Source organism: Paramesorhizobium deserti, assembly GCF_001558695.1.
GTDB classification, from domain to species: domain Bacteria; phylum Pseudomonadota; class Alphaproteobacteria; order Rhizobiales; family Rhizobiaceae; genus Paramesorhizobium; species Paramesorhizobium deserti.
The window spans coordinates 1-20,792 of record NZ_LNTU01000005.1 but is presented as its reverse complement, the minus strand read 5'-3'; the positions used below and the strand labels follow the sequence as shown (position 1 = coordinate 20,792).

12 protein-coding genes and 1 pseudogene are annotated in these 20,792 nt (G+C 53.8%); 10 read left to right on the top strand and 3 right to left on the bottom strand.

The genetic code is table 11. The features are described 5' to 3' along the window. Positions 1–38: 38 nt before the first annotated feature. From tssC to tssA, 3 genes are all read right to left on the bottom strand, one after another. Positions 39–1,520, bottom strand: coding sequence for a type VI secretion system contractile sheath large subunit (gene tssC / locus ATN84_RS08605; RefSeq protein WP_068881270.1), 1,482 nt, complete (start codon positions 1,518–1,520; stop codon positions 39–41). A gap of 24 nt (positions 1,521–1,544) precedes the next feature. After that, positions 1,545–2,060 (bottom strand): type VI secretion system contractile sheath small subunit, encoded by a 516-nt coding sequence (gene tssB, locus ATN84_RS08600; RefSeq protein ID WP_068881269.1) that lies wholly within the window; start codon positions 2,058–2,060, stop codon positions 1,545–1,547. 103 nt (positions 2,061–2,163) lie between these two features. Continuing rightward, entirely contained in the window at positions 2,164–3,279 is a 1,116-nt protein-coding gene (gene tssA / locus ATN84_RS08595; protein WP_342027675.1) for a type VI secretion system protein TssA, read from the bottom strand. A gap of 219 nt (positions 3,280–3,498) precedes the next feature. Here tssA and tssH point away from each other — a divergent pair, with 219 nt between their 5' ends. From tssH to ATN84_RS25885, 10 genes and pseudogenes are all read left to right on the top strand, one after another. Further along, a complete protein-coding gene (gene tssH, locus ATN84_RS08590) occupies positions 3,499–6,282 on the top strand; it encodes a type VI secretion system ATPase TssH (protein ID WP_068881268.1) in 2,784 nt (927 codons plus the stop codon). Between the two features lie 27 nt (positions 6,283–6,309). Then, positions 6,310–6,786: an Hcp family type VI secretion system effector gene (locus ATN84_RS08585; protein ID WP_068881267.1), complete on the top strand. Its 477-nt coding sequence runs from the start codon at positions 6,310–6,312 to the stop codon at positions 6,784–6,786. 120 nt (positions 6,787–6,906) lie between these two features. After that, complete coding sequence (locus ATN84_RS08580) at positions 6,907–7,362, top strand: hypothetical protein (RefSeq protein ID WP_068881266.1); 456 nt, start codon at positions 6,907–6,909, stop codon at positions 7,360–7,362. A gap of 40 nt (positions 7,363–7,402) precedes the next feature. Next, positions 7,403–9,282: pseudogene (gene tssI, locus ATN84_RS08575) on the top strand (type VI secretion system tip protein TssI/VgrG); the annotation flags it as partial. A gap of 141 nt (positions 9,283–9,423) precedes the next feature. After that, a complete protein-coding gene (locus tag ATN84_RS08570) occupies positions 9,424–10,323 on the top strand; it encodes a hypothetical protein (protein ID WP_068881265.1) in 900 nt (299 codons plus the stop codon). A 164-nt stretch (positions 10,324–10,487) separates the two neighbouring features. After that, positions 10,488–11,417, top strand: a complete 930-nt coding sequence (locus tag ATN84_RS08565; RefSeq protein WP_068881264.1) for a hypothetical protein — start codon at positions 10,488–10,490, stop codon at positions 11,415–11,417. A 274-nt stretch (positions 11,418–11,691) separates the two neighbouring features. Beyond that, positions 11,692–13,380 (top strand): glycoside hydrolase family protein, encoded by a 1,689-nt coding sequence (locus ATN84_RS08560; protein ID WP_068881263.1) that lies wholly within the window; start codon positions 11,692–11,694, stop codon positions 13,378–13,380. 42 nt (positions 13,381–13,422) lie between these two features. Next, positions 13,423–15,279 carry a hypothetical protein gene (locus ATN84_RS08555; RefSeq protein WP_068881262.1) on the top strand — a complete coding sequence of 619 codons (1,857 nt, stop codon included), beginning with the start codon at positions 13,423–13,425 and terminating at the stop codon, positions 15,277–15,279. Between the two features lie 15 nt (positions 15,280–15,294). Then, on the top strand, positions 15,295–16,386 hold the full coding sequence (locus ATN84_RS08550) for a hypothetical protein (protein WP_153020162.1): 1,092 nt from the start codon (positions 15,295–15,297) through the stop codon (positions 16,384–16,386). Positions 16,387–16,474: 88 nt separating this feature from the next. After that, positions 16,475–20,389: a CapA family protein gene (locus ATN84_RS25885; RefSeq protein WP_161939562.1), complete on the top strand. Its 3,915-nt coding sequence runs from the start codon at positions 16,475–16,477 to the stop codon at positions 20,387–20,389. Positions 20,390–20,792: the final 403 nt, after the last annotated feature.

Sequence of the window (20,792 nt, the reverse complement as noted above, 5' to 3'; positions counted from 1 at the left end):
AAACTGCCGCTGGCAGCCGCTCGCAAAAGGAGCTGCCGTCAGTTCTTCGAGGGGATGCGCGCGACCATGCGCAAAGAGGTCGTCAACTCCTCCATTTGAAGCCAGGGGCGCATCCAGGCCACGGCATTATAGGCACCTGGCTTGCCAGGTACCTCATGCACCGTAACGCGGGCGTCACGCAGAGGGTATTTGGCGCGGGCCTCTTCTCCAGCGTCTTCATTGGCGTTGACGTAATTGGATATCCATCGATTGAGCCAGGCTTCGCAATCTTCCGCTTCCATAAAGGAGCCAATCTTGTCGCGGCCCATAACCTTGAGGTAATGGGCGAAGCGTGAGGTGGCCATCATATAGGGCAGGCGGGCCGAAACAGCGGCATTGGCGGTCGCTTCCGGCTTGTCGTAGATCTTGGGCTTATGCGTCGTCTGTGCGCCAAAGAAGACGGCATAATCCGTATTCTTATAATGACACAGCGGCAGGAAACCCAGCTTTCCAAGTTCGGCGTCGCGGCGGTCGGTGATACCAACCTCGGTCGGGCACTTCAGATCGAGGTCGCCGTCATCGCTGGCAAAGATGTGCATCGGCAGATCTTCGACCTTACCTCCGTTTTCCGCACCGCGAATGGCCGTACACCAGCCGCTCCTGGCGAAAGCGCTGGTCAGGCGCGCGCCCATCACATAGGCCGCGTTCATCCAGCAATAGCTGTTGTGCGGCAACTCGCCATTCTCTGAGCCTCCGGCTTCATCATAGTTGAACTCGTCAATGGCATTCGTCGTCGGACCATAGGGCATGCGTGCCAGCACGCGCGGCAGCGCGAGCGTAACGAAGCGCGAGTCGTCGCTCTCGCGCAGCGAGCGCCATTTCGCATATTCGGCGCTTTCAAAGATCTTTTCGAGATCGCGGGGTTTGGCGAGTGCGCGAAAATCCTCGAAACCGAACATGTGGGGGCTGGCGGCCGAGATGAACGGCGCGAAGGAAGCCGCGGCGATGGACGACAATCCCTGCAGGAGCTGGACATCCTCGAAAGAGTTGTCGAATTCATAGTCGCCGAGAATTGTGCCCAGAGGCTCACCGCCAGGTGTGCCGAATTCGTCTTCGTAGATCGACTTGAAAAGCTGTGACTGGTCGAATTCCACCGCCTTTGCCAAATCCTTCGACAGCTCCTGCTTGCTCGCATTGAGGACCCGGATTTTCAGATTGGCGCTGGTTTCGGAATTGGACACCAGATAGTGCAGGCCACGCCAGGCGCCTTCCAGCTTCGTGAATTCCGCGGATTGCATGATGGCCGCGAGCTGGCGCGAAATAGTCTGGTCAATCTCGGCTATCGCCTTGTTCAAGGTGATGGTCAGGTTGCGGTCGTAGACGACGGTGCCATTCAGGGCCTGGTTCGTCAATGTACGCAGGAGATCCCGCGCGCGGTCCGGTTCCGTCTGCCGCGTTGCGGCGACGACCTTCGACAGTAGGGTGCTGTTGGCGGAGAGCTCGACTGTGCTCTCGTTCTTAAGCTGCGTTTTGGCGCTCATTCTTCAAATCTCCCGTCAAACGCTTCAATCCTGCGCGTTGCCGTTCTTGTCACCTTCGAGTTCCCGGGTAAGTTTGCCGAGTTCAGCTTGGTTCTGGAGGATCTGCTCCAGCATGTGTTCCAGATTCTCCGAACGATCAGCCTTGCTCATCAGATCGCGAAGCTGATTGCGGGCATCCAGCAGCGATTTTAGAGCGGGGACCTGATTGACGATTGCGCCGGGCTCGAAATCCCCAAGACCCTCGAATTTCAACGAGACCGCCATCTCGGTATCGCCGCCCTGCAGAGTGTTTTCGACCGAGATGTTGAGGCCCGGAGTCATGCGACGCATCACGTCATCGAAATTGTCGCGGTCGATCTGGACGAATTTCCGCTCACCGAACGGCTTTAGCGGCTGTGTGGGATCTCCTGAGAAGGCGCCCAATACGCCGACGACGAAGGGTAATTCCTTCACCACGACGGCACCTTCCGTTTCCACTTCATATTTTATGTGGACGCGGGGTTTGCGAACTCTTTCAAGCTTATCGTGGATACTTGCCATTTCGGCTCTCCTCATATGAACGGCGCTGTTTTCGCGTCCGATTTTTTACCAGTTGAAATCCAGCCGGCGTGTGAAACACCGCACGTCATGCGGCTTCCCAGCTTCAGTTGCGTACCGCACCCTCTTTGTCGGCTGTCATGGGCCGGATTCCTGCGGCCGTGAGCACGGCGTCGCGTATCTGCGTCTCCGGAAGCAATTCGATCAGAAGCTCCGAAAAATCCATGCGGCCCCGCCGAACGAGCGTTTCGAGTGCCATGGAAAGCGGGGAATGCGGTTCTGTCCGGCGGAAGTAGCGTGCGACAGAAAGCAGGATCCTGAATGCGTCCTCGCGCGAGGCTATTGCTCCTGCATGTGATTTGCTCTGCTGAAAGCCGCGGCCGCCATCCAATTCGCCCGCCGGGAGCGCGTCTTCCGCGGTAGAGCCGGGAGAAGGCGATATTTCTTCATCGAGCCCCGCCAGCATGCGGATGGCGGCTGCCGCTTCCAGCAGAAGGTTACGCGTGTTGGCGCTGGGCGGTGCGAATTCGCCGCATCGCGCGCCAAGCGTTTCGCCAAGCGCATCAAATGCCGCCCTGCATTCTGAAACAAGAGCAAGATGCGCAGCCATCGCTTCCGCGCCGGCTTCGGCTGCCGCGTGATGCAGCGCTTCCAATCGCTCCTCTTCACCAATGCGCTGAGCTAGCTGGTAATCCCAAAGGGTGTGCTGCGCGAAGCCAGCGCCGGGCACCAGCGGTGCAAGACGCAATGCCTGGATCAATGTTCCCTCGCCACTGACGCCATTGAGTCCCGACAAGGGAGCAAGCTTGTCCTCGACCGGATTATTGGAAATGGAATGAATGTCGTCCCAATACCGTTCGAGGAGAAAGGTCGATGCTTGGAAGACATCACGTAAACCGGCATATCCATTTATTCTGATCTGGGCTTCCGCAAGCCACGCCAGAACCTCGATATCCTTGCTGGCGGACACGAGAATTTGTTTGCCGAGGTCACTGACCTCGTGCCACTCCTGTGCCAGCCGCAGGGGCTCACCTGGGGTAATGGTACGCTCGATGCCGCGTGCCAGATTTCGCGCATCCTTGATCCTGTAATATATATCTCTGTGTTCAGGATCGTTTCTGATGTTTACACCACAGGGTGCATCCTCGCCCACAGGAGCGATAATATCATTTAACGCAAGAAACACGATATAAAAAGCTTTCGTTAATTGATTATGCGTCAATATCGTCTTTATAAAAATATTTCTGTCAATTGAAAAAAATGCACAAAGTGTTAAATGAGACGCTTTGTGATATAATATATCCTTTTGTATCAAAACGTAACCAATAAACCTCTATTCATCGAGGGCGTTGGGAATTATTGAGTCATTTATTGTGAAAAATTTATTGTCACCTCCGTGATTTAAGTAATATTTTAAGGAGGCGATCGAGGTGCGTTTTGCATGAATATCGATCTCAATCGACTGATCAAGGCACTTGAACCTGTACTGCAAGTAGGACTTGAAACCGCCGTCTCCATGGCGGCGCGTAATGCTCATCCGACGATTGAAATCGCCCATTGGATGCGGGCGCTCATCGACATTGATGCGATTTCTCCCATCTTTGCGCGCGCCGGCGTCAATCTTGGAAATCTACGTTGGGAGCTTGACCTCGCGATAGATGATCTCGCGCGCGGCGACGGATCCATTCCAACGCTTTCGCAGAACATGCTGCTGCTTGCGCGCGAAGCGTGGCAAGTCGCTTCCCTGCAATTCGGTCGCGACCATATTAAGCCTGGCGATCTGCTGATCGCTCTCTCATCGGAGCAGTCACTGAGGATTGTGGCTCGTGGCATAGCGCCATCGTTGTGCCACATGAAGGTCGAGGCGGTCGAGACCGACCTGCGGGCGGAAACGGATACAAAAGCCGCTGTCCAAGTGGAGCGACAAGGCGGCAGTCCTTTTGCCGGCGACGGTGATTTTTTTCGTCTTTACACACAGGATATGACCGCGGATGCACGTGCCGGCAGGATCGATCCGGTCATAGGGAGAGACCGTGAGCTGCGGCAGGTCGTAGACGTGCTGATGCGCCGCCGGCAGAACAACCCGATCCTGGTAGGCGAGGCAGGCGTGGGCAAGACGGCTATAGCGGAAGCATTGGCCTTGGCTATCGCTGCCGGCGACGTGCCTGAAATCCTGAAGGACGTGCGGCTTCTCTCACTCGATATCAGCCTTCTTCAAGCGGGCGCCGGCGTTAAGGGCGAGTTCGAGCGCCGGCTGCACGGCGTGATTGACGCCGTAAGGAATGCGGCGGAGCCCATCATCCTGTTCATCGACGAGGCGCACAGGCTAATCGGGGCGGGCGGTCAGCCGGGGCAGGACGATGCAGCCAATATCCTGAAGCCGTCGCTCGCGCGGGGGGAATTGCGCACGATCGCCGCCACCACATGGAGTGAGTACAAACGCTTTATCGAGAAGGACGCAGCCCTGACGCGGCGTTTCCAGACGGTAAAGGTGGACGAACCGGACGAGGAAACCGCCATCCGAATGTTGCGCGGCGTTGCTGGCGCCTTCACCGCCCATCATGGGGTGCGAATTCGCGATGAAGCGATTGCCGCCGCCGTTCGCCTTTCCGGGCGCTACATCCCAGCAAAACAGCTTCCCGACAAGGCGATCAGCCTGCTTGATACGGCCGCCGCATCTGTGGCGCTTGCCCGGCAGGCGCTGCCGGAAGCGCTCAAAGCGCTGCGCAATGAGGATGATCTGCTTAGCACCGAGGCGGATTGGCTGGCGAACGAACCGGTGACGCAAACGAACCGCACGCGGTTACAGGAGATAGAGGCGCGGCGTGGCCAGATTGCAACGGAGGCGGAAGTGATTGAAGCGCGATATATCGAGGAGATGCGGCTGGTTCGCGAAGCGGATCGCCTGGAAGCCTTGATCTCTCGCAGTCCGGGCAAGGCAGGAAATGGAGAGGAAGTGGCCGGCGCAGATGAAGACAGTATCAACGCACCGGCTTTTCTCGAACAACGTGCCGATCAGCGCAAGAAGGCGCGAACGGCGCTGGCCGCGGCGGAGCGCGGCCTTTGGGAATTCGCTGGCGAACAGCCTTTGGTTCCGCGGGTGGTCGACCGCGAGGTAATTGCCTCACTTGTGGCGCGCTGGACAGGCATCCCGGTTGGCAAACTGCTTTGCGACGAGGTGGAAGCAGTCAAGACGTTGGAAGCACGGCTGAAGGAAAGGGTCATTGGCCAGGACGCAGCCATTGGAAGAATCGCGGCGTCGATGCAGACGGCCCGCGCGGGCCTTTCCGATCCGCGCCGCCCGCCCGCCGTTTTTCTGCTGGTCGGCAACTCAGGGACGGGCAAGACCGAAACCGCTCTTGCGCTGGCCGATTTGTTGTATGGCGGCAGCCAATATCTAACCACTATCAACATGTCGGAATTCAAGGAGGAGCATAAGATCTCGATGCTCCTGGGCTCTCCGCCCGGTTATGTCGGCTTCGGCGAAGGCGGCGTATTGACCGAGGCCATTCGCCGCCGTCCATATGGCGTGCTGCTGCTCGATGAAATCGATAAAGCCCATCCTGGCGTGCAGGAGATGTTTTACCAGGTTTTCGACAAGGGTACGCTGCGGGACGGCGAGGGCCGTGACATCGACTTCAAGAACACCACTATCGTGATGACGGCCAACACGGGGGCTGAGCTGCTTTATGAACTGGCCGCCGATCCTGATACGATGCCGGAGGGAGAGGCACTGGAAAGGCTGTTGACGCCTGAACTCCAGAAGCATTTCAAACCCGCCTTTCTCGGCCGTACGATAATATTGCCGTTCATGCCGCTTGGCAAAGACGCATTGTCAGAGATCGTCGATGTGCAGTTGGGCCGGATCGTTGACCGGGTTCGGGTGAGCTACGGAACGAAAGTGGTTCTGTCTTCACAGGCAAAGGACGCGCTAGTTGCGCGTGCCCGAGCCAGCGAAATGGGAGCACGCATCATCGAGAGCATGATCGCGCGCGATCTGCTTCCGGCCCTTTCCGCTTTCTTTCTCGACGCGCTCGCCACTGGGCAGACGCACAGTATTGCTGAGATCGGTTTCGACGCCAATTGCTTCAGCGTCATTCCCGCGCGTTTGGCGGGTAAAAAGGAATTCGCCGAACGGCAAAGCCGGACGTCGAATAGCGCCGCTTTGGATGCGGTGAATAGTCACCGCGTGCGGCAAAAACGGCAAAGGGCGTCTTCGACCTAACTTGCCAGATATAAAGGGAAACTGAGCATGCCAATTTATTTGCAAATTGATGGAATTCAGGGGGATGCAACGCACGAACAGCATCGTAAGTGGATGGACATTGAGGCAATCCACTGGGATGTGTCCCGCAAAATGAATACTTCGGCGGGTTCCGCCGCCAACCGCGAGGCATCGGAGCCGGTGGTCTCGGAAGTCATACTCACAAAGATTAGCGACTCGTCATCGACCAAGTTGTTTCAGGAAGCCTGCTCGGGACGTACCGGAAAAAGAGCGACGATCCATATGGTCACCACGGGCAATCCGGGCGCTACTTATATTGAGTACACGCTCAACAACACGCTTATCGCAAGTTATGCGGTGGACTCGAATGGCGATCGCCCGATCGAAACCGTCAAGCTCAACTTCACTAAAATGGAGGTGAAATACACCCCTTACGACGACAACCATTCGCCGCAGTCACCGGTGATCGCTTCTTACGATCTGGCCACCACCAAGGCTGGATGATTGTGGCCATTGGAAGCAAGGTGCTGGTCGATCCGCCGGCATCTTTGCTTCCTCCCGCCCTTCAGGGGTGCGGCGCTCACGTGCCCCTGAACCCGGCGTGATTCTCGAAAAGGAGTCGGCATGCCGATTTTTAAGCTCGCCACTCAGCAGCTTTGCTTGATGCCGGTCGGTGCGCGGGAGTTGCTTCCAACACAGCAGACGACGCAGCATCCAGCCCGCACCGGCGGCTTGCCGCAACATCATATGCGCACGGGTTTTGCCAGTGCGCACCCCAACGAAGGTCTGCTCTTCTGTCGGCTGAAAAGCTGGCTGAGAAGCAATGAAGCGTTGATCATCGAAATGCTGGAACAAAGCGGCCATTCGGCTTTTGCCGTCGAGATGAATTATGCCTTGGCCAATTCGAACGCGGATTGCGTCGTTCTTCCCTGTAATATCTCCATCCTGGGAACGGCCGCCACGCTTGACGAGGTCAGCTCGATTTTTCCGGCGGGTACGCCGTATGGTTTCAAGCCCCGGTTGGCCTCGAGCAGTTTACCGGAACTCCGCTACACTTATTTTGTCGGCCAGCGTGTTTGAATCATCGGACCACCAGTCCTGCAACATAGAGACACCAGTCATGAGCGATGAACCTTCTGCCGCCGACTTCGTCCAGGCAAACCGTATATTGAAAGTGATTTCTCCGCTGGGCGATGACATGCTTCTGGCCGAGCGCGCGATAGTCAGCGAGGCGGTTTCGTCGCTGTTTGAGATCGAGCTATCTGTTCGTGCCAAGCGCGACAATCTAAAACCTGAGGAACTGATCGGCCGCCTCGTCGATCTCTCGCTGGAAATCCAGCAGGGCGAGGAGGGGGACGCGATCCGTCGGCCTTTTAACGGGCTTGTCACCGAACTGCATGAAGGGCCGGCTGTCACGCGGGACCTGCGGTCCTATACGCTTGTCCTGCGGCCGCAGTTATGGCTCCTGTCGCGTCGTTCCGATTGCCGGATCTGGAAAGACCAGACAACTCTTGATGTCATTTACGAGCTGCTGTCGGAGCACGGTCTGCCTGCGCCCGATGTCTCCGGCGTGATCTCGCCGCCGCCCGCGCAACACCATTCGGTACAGTGGAATGAAAGCGATCTGACATATCTCCTGCGCCGCTTCGAGGAGGACGGGCTGTTCTTCTGGTTTAGCCATGATGAAGGCCACCACCAGCTGCACGTGGCCGATAGCGCGAATGCATGGCTGGGGCCATCGCCCTCGGCCCAAGGAGAAGGGCAGGTGCGGTTGGCGCAGGGGTCGTCAGACCGCAACCACATTACCGCTTGGCGCCGGCACTATGCCTATATCCCTGGCCGGCGGGCTGGGGCCGACTGGAATTTCGAGACACCAAAGATGATACCCGGCACGTCGATGCCATCGCTGGTCAAGCTGCCGGAGGCGGCTAGGCGTGAGCTCTACGAATTTCCCGCACGTGCCCTTTCGGTGGAGGCGGTCGAGCGGGCGGAAAAACTCAGAATGCTGGCGTGCGAGGCCGATCATGAGCGGGTCTTCGGTGAATCGACCTCACGGATCCTGGAGGCCGGCCGCCGTTTCACGCCGTATGACGTGGCGCACCCCGATGTGGCCTATGAGGAGCATGTGGTCGTGGCGGCCCGACATTTCATCGTCAACCGTTCTTACGAGACGAATTCCGATGGGCCGGAATACCGCAATCAATTCGAGGCCATTCCCGCCCGCGTGCCGCTGACACCGCATCGGGCGACGAAGCGGCCGAAGGTTGCCGGCAACCAAGTGGGGATTGTCGCCGGTCCCGAGGGGGAGGAGATCCATGCGGATCAGCATGGACGGATCAAGCTGTGGTTTCCATGGGACCGGAGGGCAAAGAAGGATGGTTCAGATACCTGCTGGGTGCGCGTGGCGCAGAACTGGGCGGGCGGCGGCTGGGGCGGACAGATCATTCCGCGCGTCGGCATGGAAGTCATGGTCGCCTTCGTGGACGGTGATCCGGACAGGCCGCTGGTGACCGGCGTCGTGCCGAATGCCGATAATGGTGTGCCATACGAGCTACCGGCCAACAAGACAAAGAGCGTGTTTCGCACAAGCACTCACAAAGGGTCGGGATACAACGAATTGAGTTTCGAGGACGAAAGCGGGCGGGAAGAAATCTTCATCCACGCCCAGCGGGACAAGCTGGAGATGGTCAACAACCGCTCCTATGAAATCGTCGGAAATGATTATGAGCGCCTCGTATCAGAGCTGGGCAGCCTGTCGTCCTTGGCCCAGGGATGGAATCCATCCATGCGGCAGGGTTTCGAGGAACTTCTGAAGCATGCCAGGGACGGAGGCATCGAGAAGAAGAAGAGCCGTCGATAGGAGGAGCATCAATGGCGCGAATTGCTCGTATAGGTGACAACGTTGTCTGCAAACGAGGTGGAAGTGCGATCGTAGGCGGATCCAACCACAAGGCGGAAGGTAAGGGGATTGCCAGGGTAGGAGATGTAACCGGTTGCGGATGCACCATCGCTCAGGGGGCGGGCCACGTTAAATGTGGCGGTCAAGCGGTTGCCCGTCAGGGGGATACGCTGTCGTGCGGGGGAAGCATTGTCGAGGGGGCGCCGAAAATCGACGTGGGCTAGGTCCACTAGGAGATGAAAATGTTGAATTTGGCTTTAAATGATACTTCAAGCGCTGCAACCACGACTGGTGTCCAGGCTACGGGCAACAATCCCGCAGCCAATGGCAACCTCAGTGCGACAGGCGTGAAAAATAATGCGGCGCTGGCCGGCTTAAGTAATACAGAGGAATTAAAAGCCCTTGAATTGAAAGGACAGGATGTAAAAAAACAGGAAGAAAAGGAGGATCTGGTTGATAATAAGGTGACGGCGAAGCTTGCCAGCAATGAAATCAGCGCCATTGCTGTAAAAAATTCGATGGTGACCGGGATAAGGAATGAATTCACATCAGGGATAGACAATTCCGCATATGTGGGAATCAAGAATGAATTCGTTTCCGGTATTTTTAATACTGTTGAGTTTGCCGAAGAGAACACGATTTTCACGGGAACAAAGACCGGAATAACCAATGCGGTTGTGAACGACCATTTCACAGGGTGCAAGACATCGGTAGAAAATGGATGCTTCAAGTCAACAAGAACGGGAACTGATTCATGGTACTTTAATGGGTCCTCTACGGTATATGAGTTTGGTGATAAGTTTAGCTATAGAAATGGTGTGACAAAAAAATATGAATATGGGGAAGTACATGTCCATAACTATGCTACGACCTATGAATATAATAAAGCAAAAGTAATAAAATGTTATTCTGAAGATAAAGAAGAGAATTGTGAATCAAAGAAAGAAAATGTAAAAAAAGAATTTGAAATGAAATGTGGTGATACGCAGCACCATCAAACGACCGACACGATCGAGTTGAAGGTAGGTGATGCTCATATCAAGATCACCGCAAAGGAAATCTCTCTTTCGGTCGGCGGAAGCAAGGTATCACTATCTTCCAGCGGTATAAAGCTTAATGGATCACAGATTGATATCGGCTGACGTGTTATCCGGTGAATTGTCCCGATGAGATAAGACGTCCGCGTTACGGTCCATTGCATTCCTTTGGCGATCGCACGATTGGAACCTGAAGCAGAGGGGGCTTTGCCTATCAAAGAGGCTGCGTCTGTGCCTCCTGGTTGGGGACGGCCTGTGCAGGTATAGAGATGGCAAATTTCGATATTGAACATGTTGAACAGCAGCAGAAAGTCGTGAGCAGTCCGGTCAGCGCGTTTTTGGCGGTATTCAATGCCGCCGAGGTCTATGACTTTTATTCGGACCTGAAGGCGAAGGGCGCGAAGACGATAGATATCGTGTCCTTTCAGGGCGCGAAGTTTCCGTGCACTGTGGGGATTGTGATCGGTTCACAGGGGGGCGAGATGGAGCCTTTTTTCCATTCGACCGATGGCGTGCTTCAAGATGAACAGGTTTATTTCCTCTATGGCATGCCGGAGGATTTTCTGAATCCGACCGTTCAGCCCATTGCGGAATTGTGCATGTCGGGAGTCTTCAGCCTTTCAAATCCGTTCGATCCAAAATTTGTTATCGGCAATAAGCTTCAGGTAGAACAAAGCGGTGGTGGGGTGGCAACCGGATTTCCTGTTCTCTACGGAAAAAGGTGTGGGAAGCTTGTAAAAATCTGCCAGATAACCTTCCCATTTAGGGCTCTTGAGGCGAGCGAGCGCCTCAATTCGCCTCTCTTTCACAGAGTCATCGATCTGGCCGCATTGAATGCAATGTGCGAGATTTTTGATTGCGGGTTGAGAGATTTTCACGGCCTGCCGGTCGCAATGCGCCGTGCTGGCGGCGATATCGATTCAACGCGGTATGCAGACTATTCACAATATCGCCAGCTTATGCACGGGCATGTAGATGCAGCGCTGGGCCATTTTATAGACGCGCGCAAGGACGGATTTAGATACGAGAATGTACTGCGGATTGTCCGTGCGCTGAGTCTTTGTTCCGAAATTGGAGTTCTTCCTTTCGCCATATCGCGGTGGCTGCAAATTCTGGCGGCGCATCAGTTTACCGCCGACGAGCAAGCACGTCAGTTTGAAATCGAGATGATTAGGCTCGTTTCACAATCTCCGGACTGAGATTGTCGAGCTTGACAACTTTGGCTAGCGCTCGTGGATAAAGGGTATCCATAGTTGACCGCGGCGATTGCGACGAAGCCGAGGTAGGATTCCTTGGTCCACGAGCGCTAGCGGATCTGCGTGCTAGCCTATCGTCCCACTTATATTGCTCATAAGCTTCACGCTGGTTACGAATTGATAACCGGTGCTGAACATCCGATGGGTGAATTCTATCTAAATCTTAGGTTGATAATGACTCTCATCCGATTCCGTTAATCGTAAAGCAGGCATTTCCATGAGCCTCTCTCATCTTCTCATGCGCGCCCGGCCTCAGGTCGAAAAAAATGTGGTCACGCTCGCCGGTCCATACCCTGCATTCGTTCTATTCTTTTCGGTGAGTGATGGCCATCGGCGCGCCGGCGTCACAACCGTAACGGGTGAAGACTTTGCATCTGTGTGGCGGAAAGGCATGCAGTGCGTTACTCGGCTTGTCGAAAAGAAGAAGATGACTCCGCGGTGGCTGCGCATCGACTGGGTCGAAGCCGCTGAAGAAACTTCCTGGCTTGATCTGCACGAGCGCCTGGAGGCTACGAAACGCAACTATTTCCGTTACGGTCTTTCGCTGGATCGCGTCTTTAAACACGCGTTTCTGGAGACCGAATTGAATGGCAACGCAATGCTTTATGAGGGAGCGACGCGTCATGCAGTGCTGAACGTTGGCAATTTTTGTCGCTACGCAACCCTGCGACACAATTTAGACAAGCTGAGCTTTCCCGATGATGGAGAAGTGCATGTATTCTCGACCAGGGGCGTCTTCGTTTCCACTGGGTCCGGCGACGTCTATCTTCTCAATGGCGCCAGCCGCGACGCCGGTCGGCGTGATGTCGGTCCGTTAACCGCTGGGCAGGTTCGGGATCTCATCAGAAAGGCAAGCAGTTATCTAGCAAGCCAGGTGAAACCAGATGGTCGCTTTTACTATGGTTGGCATCCCTGTTTCGATCGACCGATTGACACTTATAACAGCCTGCGGCACGCCAGCACCGTCTTTGCCATGCTCGATGCCTGGGAGGCCACGCGTGATCTGCAGTTGAAAGATGCCATAGACCGAGCAATCGAGTATCTAACCAATGTTCTTATTAAAGATGTAGATGTAGATGGCAAATCGGCTGCATTCCTCCTGGAGGAGAACGGCGAAATAAAACTTGGAGGAAGTGCGGTATGCTTGCTTTCTCTTACGAAATACAGCGAACTCATGAAGACAGAAAAGTATCTTGGGCTTCTCGAGAGGCTCGCTGAAGGTGTTCTATATATGCAAGATCAGGAGACAGGAAAATTCTCCCATGTCTTCAACTATCCGTCGCTCTCGTTGAAGGAAGAGTTCCGCACAATATATTACGACGGCGAGGCAGCGTTCGGATTGATGCGCCTATATGATCTGTCACGCGATCCACGATGGTTGTCGGCAGTTGAGAAGGCCTTCGCGCATTTCATAGACGCCAAGCATTGGAAAGCGCATGACCATTGGCTCTCCTACTGCGTCAATGAACTTACGCGCTACAGGCCGCGTGAAGAATATTACAGGTTCGGCCTGCAAAACTTCGCCGGTCATCTTGACTTCGTGATCGAGCGCATAACGACGTTTCCAACGCTTCTTGAGCTCATGATGGCAGCTCAAAAAATGCTTGATCGACTCGACGTAGACCAAACGCACCGGCATCTTCTTCGTGAGGTCGATGTAGAAAAATTCTACTATGCGCTGCACACACGCGCGAACTATCTATTGAATGGACATTTCTGGCCTGAACTGGCGATGTTCTACGCCAACCCGGCGAAGATCGTCGGCAGTTTCTTTATCCGTCACCATGCCTTCCGTGTACGTATCGATGATGTGGAGCACTATGTTTCCGGCTATGCCGCTTACCTAAAGCTTCTTGAGAAAAGGTCCGCGGTGCTGCCCGTCGGTGAACAACGTATCGTTGCTTGAGGGATTGACCACACGGCTAAGATAGGTGGCGAGGGGGCCGGCATGACGACATCCGAGTTTAGCGGGCAGTACATCGACGCGGGAACGGGCCGTCAATTGGGTGGGAACTTGCCGGTAGCTCCTTTCAAGAACATACCCCACCAGCGCTCCTATCTTTCGCTAATCGCGGCTATCTTGCGCCGCACGCCGGTTCATTTCGGGGCCATTGTGCTGGTCGTGTTTGTGTCCCAGACGGCCATGTTCGCGACCTTCTGGCTCCCCTGGAAGGTGTTGGTGGTTCTTTCGGGGGGTGAACCCTGGCTTCTCCCAGCATCTGTCGCAACGCTACCGCAAGAGAGTCAGGTACTCATCCTCAGTTTGGCGGCGGTTTTGGCATATCTGCTTCACCTTTCCGGCGAGAAGATAACTGGCTGGTTGTGCGTGCGTGGTGCCAGAAGGCAAAGGCTGGCGGGTGGCAAAACAGGGTTGTTCAATAACCAGCGTGAGATTGCCGAACAAATCTACCGGCGGATCACGCGCTGCCTCGCCGACGCATGTTTTGTCGCTGTGTCGCTGTGGCTGCTGTTTCTGCTGTATCCCGCCATACTGGTCGTCTTCGTGAGCTGGAGTCTGCTTTTCGGAGCGGTGATCTGGTGCGCTGCCATCTGCTGGCGACCAGTGCGGCACTGGCTGGCATCCTCGTTGGGGTGGGTTTTGGGCCTTTACGCAAACACAGGCTTCTTCTGCGCCCTTGGCTGGCTGATCTGGGCCCATTGGCACGGCGCCATGCCCCCTTTTTATGTCAGTTTTATCCTGCTGTTCGTGTTACGGCAGGCGCTGCAGCAGAGCACCAGCGTGGTTTTGAACCTGCGTAATCTGATGCGGCAGAAAAGTCAGGCGATGGCCCTGTTTCTGCCCGATGTGCCTTGGCCTTCTCCCCCCTCGCGAAACAGTCCGTTCGATGATCTCTTGCGGGCGGAGCATCGGATAGGCTGGATCCGCAAGTTGGTGCAGTCCTATGAGGGCGTCATCGAAGGCGACTGGACCGTCCGTATGAGTATGATGGAAGCGGGTAACATCGCTCTTTTTTTTGTCACCATCGCAGAAAGCAGCAAAGAAAAACCTGTCTCCAAAGGCTATCTTGTTAAGCTGTACAATCACACGCGAGACGCTCTCGCACAGCAGGAAGCCGACCTGTTGAACGTGGAAGGAGCCTTTCTGCCCACATTCGAATGGCTCGGCGAAGACAAGGTGAAGGGCTATCTCTGCCATCTGATGCGCTGGCAACCGCACGCTGAGCGTCTTGAAGGCGCAGCGTACACGGCCGCCGCGAACGCGATCCGAACCCAATTGTTGAGCCATGATCCTTCCCCATCTCTGATCGACAAATATCGCCGCTCGCGTCCAAATCTCAGGGCGCGATTGAAGCCTGACATGTGTGAGGTCATCCTTCAGTCCGTCGCCGACGAGAAGCAAATTCAAAACATGGAAGATCTTCGCGATATATGGAGCGATCTGGTTTCCGTGCTGGACGATCTACCCGAGCAGCTAGTGTTGCCGTGGTTAGGGGGGCAGCCCGCTTATAAAGAAGAAGGTGGCCGCCCCTGTCTTTATCACTGGTCGGGTTGGTGTCTCGAGCCCGTCGGGGCCGGCTGGCCGCTGTCCTCCAGGACAAACAGGGAGTTACGGGACGCTATTGGGCATGCTGCGAAAGTACGCCCGGTTCTTCTGACTGTCCCGCTCCGCGCGGCGGAACTAACCGCGCATTTATTCGAATTCGAACGTCGTTTTGCGGGTAAGAACTATAGCGGGGCGGCGAACATGGTGCCGAACCTCTTGCGTGTCTACTTGCCTGAAGAACTCGACCCGACCCTGCAGAAACCTGAGCCTGCCAAGTCGGATTCGCTCTCCGTCAAATAAATGAAGGAAATGATCATGCGAAGGATCCCATGGATATTCAGTGTTCTGTTCCTGGTGCTTTGCGCCGGCGCACAAAGTGCGGCGGCGAAAATTCATGTATCTAAAATCGCCGTAAAGGCGGACGGGAATGCGATCCCAGTCGATGTGATGGCTGTTTTCTATGGTGCGCCATCGGATAAAGCGGTTGACTGGGAGACCCTACGGGTTCAGCAGGGATTACCTAAAACATGGCGTGTCGTTAAATTAACCCAGAATGGTGATGAGCCGCGGGTATTCGGCTGGGCGGAACGAATTAAGCTGGGTCAGAAAGGCCTTTCCCCATCTGCTGCTGCGGAAAGGGTCGCCGGTTGCGATATATGCTGGCGCGGGATTGCCATCATATATCGGATGCCCGACAATGACACGGCGGAACGCTTGGCTGTCCAGGTGCGGCGTGGCGGAAACTGGTTGTTGAATACGGAAGAGACTGCATCTCAACTCAATAAGCATGCATTGCAATCGTCAGAATTCGCGCCCCTGCATCACACTACAGCTGATGGCTATCAAGTCCTCGACTTGTCTACCGCTATTCATATCTTCAAAAATCTGTACTACGAGCTCGACGGGAATCCAGTGCTTACCGCTGCTTATGCCGACTTGGGCAATGTGGATTTCCGGAAATACTCGGACGCGGCGCAGGTAGCGTGGTGCTCCGAATTCGCCGTTTATATTCAACAGGCAATAGGACGACCTGCACCGGCCGTGCGCGACCGCGAAATCAACGGGCGTTTTTTGTATCGCTTTTATCAGAAAGCCGGTGCCCGTGCCTACGGTTTCGAGGAAATGGCGCAATGGACGCCAGAAGAACGGCGCAAACGCCTGCCTCCTGGAAGCATCGTGTCGATAGCTACGGTTGGTGTTGGTGGGCATACTCTAATCTTAACGGCATGGAAAGAAGCGGATGGTTTGCTGACTTTCAGTGCTATTTCGGGCAACACGAAGGGGACCGTGCTTCACAATTCTGAAATTCGCATTCCAAGCCTGCCTGCCGAAGTGAAGAACGATACCGCTTCAGCCAAATATTGGCGAGACCGCGCTTTTGTGATCGTAACCGACGGTTTGCCATAGTCCGCGACCACCGGTCTTCCACGGTGCGGAAGTGTTCCCAGTTGTCCGCAAGGTAGTTATGGCGAATGGATATCGGAGATATTTACAAATGGAAATTTGTGATTTCATAAAGGATGAGGCGGAAAAACAAACAGAGAATGCATCTGAAAAATATAGTTATAGCAAAGATGTGTTAATCGCCTGGGGTGGTGATGTGAATCTTGGAAGGGGGCAGCATTATATCACCAATGAAATCGGAATCGACAATGTGTTAAATATCGCCGCGCTCAGGGAAGCAGATTTGAGTATTGTGAACCTTGAGTGTGTTGTGTCAACACTCGGAACCGCCGGAGTGGAAAAAGGAGAGTCTGGTCCTTATTACTACCGCGCTCGTCCAGAAATGCTTCAGGTTCTCCGCCAAGCCGGCATTCATATGGTTGCGGTCGCAAACAATCATTCTGGAGATTATGGCAGTGAAGCTTTAATGGAGCAGTCGCGTTGGCTCACGACATTTGGACTAAAATTTGCGGGTTCGGGTCATAATATCTCAGAAGCTTTTAGCCCTGCCTATTCGCAAGCAGGTCCATTCAGGGTCGCTATGTTCTCTATCGATGCGACGCAGCGTCATTTTGCGGCTACCGACAATTCAGCCGGCATTGCCTATCTAGATATGAAAAGACCTGGGTTGTGGCTGGAAACTTTGACGCCACTGATCTCAGAGGCTCGATCTAACGCTGACATAGTACTGGTTGCTGTCCATTGGGGAAAGAATTGGGCAACCATCCCTGATGACGCGGAAATAGCGGTTGGTCACGCGATCATTGATGCAGGTGCGGACGCCATCCTCGGTGCTTCTGCACATGTATTGCAAGGTATAGAGGTTTATAAAGGAAAGCCCATTATTCACGACGCAGGTAATCTCCTGTTCGATTCAAAACGTCCGGAACGTGGCGCCGGTGTTTTCAGGTTGCATGTTGATCGAAAGGGCATTCGCGCGGTTAGTTTTGTTCCTGTTCGCGTAGCGTTTGGCAGAAGTTATGAGTTGCGGCAGAACGAAGCTATTAAGGTCAGCGCTGCTTATCGCGATCTTTGCTTGCAACTTGGTACCGATATTGCGCTTGAAGAAAATGGATGGGCGACACTTATAATACGTGAATCGGCGGGCTATCCCTTAAAAAAAAGCACTCCGACTTCGATGCGTCATGTCATATCGGAGGATGCTGCTGTATCTGCCTTAGCTGCAATTGGCATTCGAGATGAATGGACTGCTACAGATATACCGGTAGACGCGCGTCTGTCAGAACCTATTTGTATAGGTCCACTTGCTCTTCTTGGGTTCCGCTGTAAGCCACGGAATCTGTCTGGCAGAGCAATGCTTTGGGTAGAAAGTTTTTGGACGTGTGATGAAAAGCTGACAGCCGATTGGCGGCTCGATATCAGGGCCATTTCAACTGACAAAGGCTCCTCCGTGGTTTGGGGAGCTGGTATGGATCATGATCCCTGCGATTGGATGCTGCCTACGTCCAGATGGCAGCCGCAACAAGTCTATCGGGATTATTTCGCTCTTCGCCCGCCAGCGTCAAAAACGCTTCGCAATACCGATCTGGTGATTGAGATTTGCCTCATAAATGGAAACTTGAAGACTGATTCCATTCGCGTGCCAAACAGTGTTGTTCGTATTAAGCTTCCATCCCCAACCTCCTCTTCTCTTAATCGGCCCTCGTTCGCGCGGCCAGCAATTAGCCGAGACCAGAGACCAGCTATTCCGATAGAGAACTGCCAGTACAGTTTTCTCAATGTCGATATGGGTGTGCAGCGCACGGGGGTAGAGAATGCGTCGCTGCTTCGTGCAGTTCTCTTCACGCAGGAATTAGGCATCTCACCACGTATTTTGACAAGTAAATATAATCCTCAGTTGAGGTATGCTGAGGAATGTCTTCGATTGGCCGGACAACTTCCAAGAAGTGTTCCGCTCCATAACATGTATGATTATTATCAGGAAGCCGAGAAATTTGATCAATCAAAGGGTAAAGCTGCAGATTTATTAAAGCCGGAACTGAATCCGACTCAGGTATGGAAATCTATACCCAGGACAAATGATCATCGCGTCTTTAACGAACGAGGCGAAAAGTTGATGTATGTCGCTCGGCGGGAGAATACTGGAAAGATCGCATATGTAAATCATTTCCGCAATAACATAAAATGGAGGCGTGACGTTTACGACTGGCGAGGATTTATCAGTAGTGTTCAGATATTAGATGAAAATAATGCGAACATTAAATGTGAAATGTTTATGAGGCCTGATGGATCTATTGCCCTTTCTAAGAATTACTCGGTATATGATGGACAAAGTCGATTATATGATATTCAGATAATCGGTAGAAATGGTATATTGTTGGGAAAGGTGAAGACTGAAGATGAGCTAATGACGCATTGGTTAAATGAATATGTGGGAAATGATAAACTTAACCATGTGTTCTTTGTAGATAAGAGTAGGGTACTTTACAAATCTGCGGTGGATGCGCGAGATTTGCAATCTGATACATCGAAAGTAACTGTTATTCCCATTGTTCATGCGTTGCACACCCGCAGCTATCGTCAAGTCGAGCACGGTCCGGAGAACAGAAATTACACTGCAATTCTACAAGAAATTCAGCGTCCAGATGCGATAGTTGTGCTAACGGAAGAGCAAAAAGCAGATATAATTAAACGCTATGGCGCTGCTCCGATCAGCGTCATCGGGCATGCATATAACAGCTCGATGCCTCCTAGCGACTTCAAGCGCCGCGATCGCTACAAGGTCGTCTACCTCGCGCGATACAGCCCTGAAAAAAACCATCAAATGGCTATTCGTGCTTTCAAGCAGGTCGTTAGCGAATTTCCAAATGCAAGCCTGCATTGCTACGGCTTTGGGAACTCAGGAGATCCTACCTTGCCCAGTTTGCAAAAATTGGTGCAAGAACAGGGATTGGGTTCCAATGTATTTCTTAATGGATGGGCTCAAGACGCTGCATCCATATACGAGAGTGCGGGACTGGCTATCCTTACCAGTCAATCCGAAGCGTTCTCGCTGACAATTATGGAGAGTCTCTGCCATGGTTGCCCTGTGGTTGCGTTTGATGTCCGCTATGGTCCAGGGGCGCTTATCCGTCACGGTTACAATGGGTTCCTTGTGCCCTTCGGTGATGAGGCCGAATTTGCTCAGAGCATCCTCAAGGTGTTGCGAAACGAATCCTTACACCTTGCACTTTCAGCTCAGGCTAGGCGAGATGCTGAGCGATTTTCTACAAAACAAATGGCGCGGTCCTGGTCAAAATTACTTACGTCTCTTTCAATTGGAACGCACGTCGATCAATCAGTTCATCTCAACGAAAAAGAGGAGGGCATTATGAATAACGTTGTGAGCAACGATGTAGTAAAGAGTACATTTAGTCAGATCTTTCACAAGAATGCATGGAGAGGGCCGGTCCCCTCCGGTCCGGGTTCATCATTGCAGGCGACCGCAAAACTGCGGCCAGAGCTTATGGACCTCTTCCGCAAGTTACATATTCGCACCCTTTGTGATTCCCCATGTGGTGACCTCACCTGGATTCCAGAAATAACACATGAACTGGAATTCTACTTGGGCGTGGACGTGGTAAATGAATTGATTGCCCAACACACCGTTAAAGGATATCCACTCAACCATTTCTTTACTGTGGGAGACATTACTACTCAGGTTCTCCCGACGGTAGATGCAATTCTTTGCCGAGATTGTCTCGTACATTTCCCTCTTGAAACGGCGTTGCGTACCCTAGCTCTGTTTAAGTCCTCTGGCTCTCGGTATTTGATGACCACTACCTTTACCGATCGTACAGAAAATGCGGAAATGAAGCTTGGAGGATGGCGTCCTCTCAACTTGGAAAAAGCTCCTTTCAATCTCCCGCCGCCCATTGCACTTATAAGGGAGCGCCACCCCAACGTTAAAGACCGATATAATGACAAGAGCCTGGGGGTATGGGAACTCGGAAGTCTGCAGGTCTGATCAATACTTGACTGTTGGTCGAGTGCTCAGAGTCCGTTTTGAAAGTCACGGATGGGCGGTTCTTCGAAGCAGGTTGCCGCCCATGGCGACGAGGATCATGGCGTGAGAGGCGTTGATGCGTTTTGGCCATACCGCCCCAAATACCGCAACCCAAAACCGCTGGAGCGAACTCAAAACTGGATAAAACTTGGGGGCAAGGTCAGGGCAAGGTCAGCAGGTTTCGATGAGCGAGGCGATGATGGCGCAGTTTTCGGCACCGGCATCATGACCGGCAAAGAGCGCGTTCTTCCGGTTCAGTGCAATCGGACACCTCGAAGAACCTCCCCATGGACAGCGTTTTCTGTAAGCGACAAGCTGAGGCCGTTTAGGCGGCGTAGTTCCACGGCATGAGCGCGTCGATTTC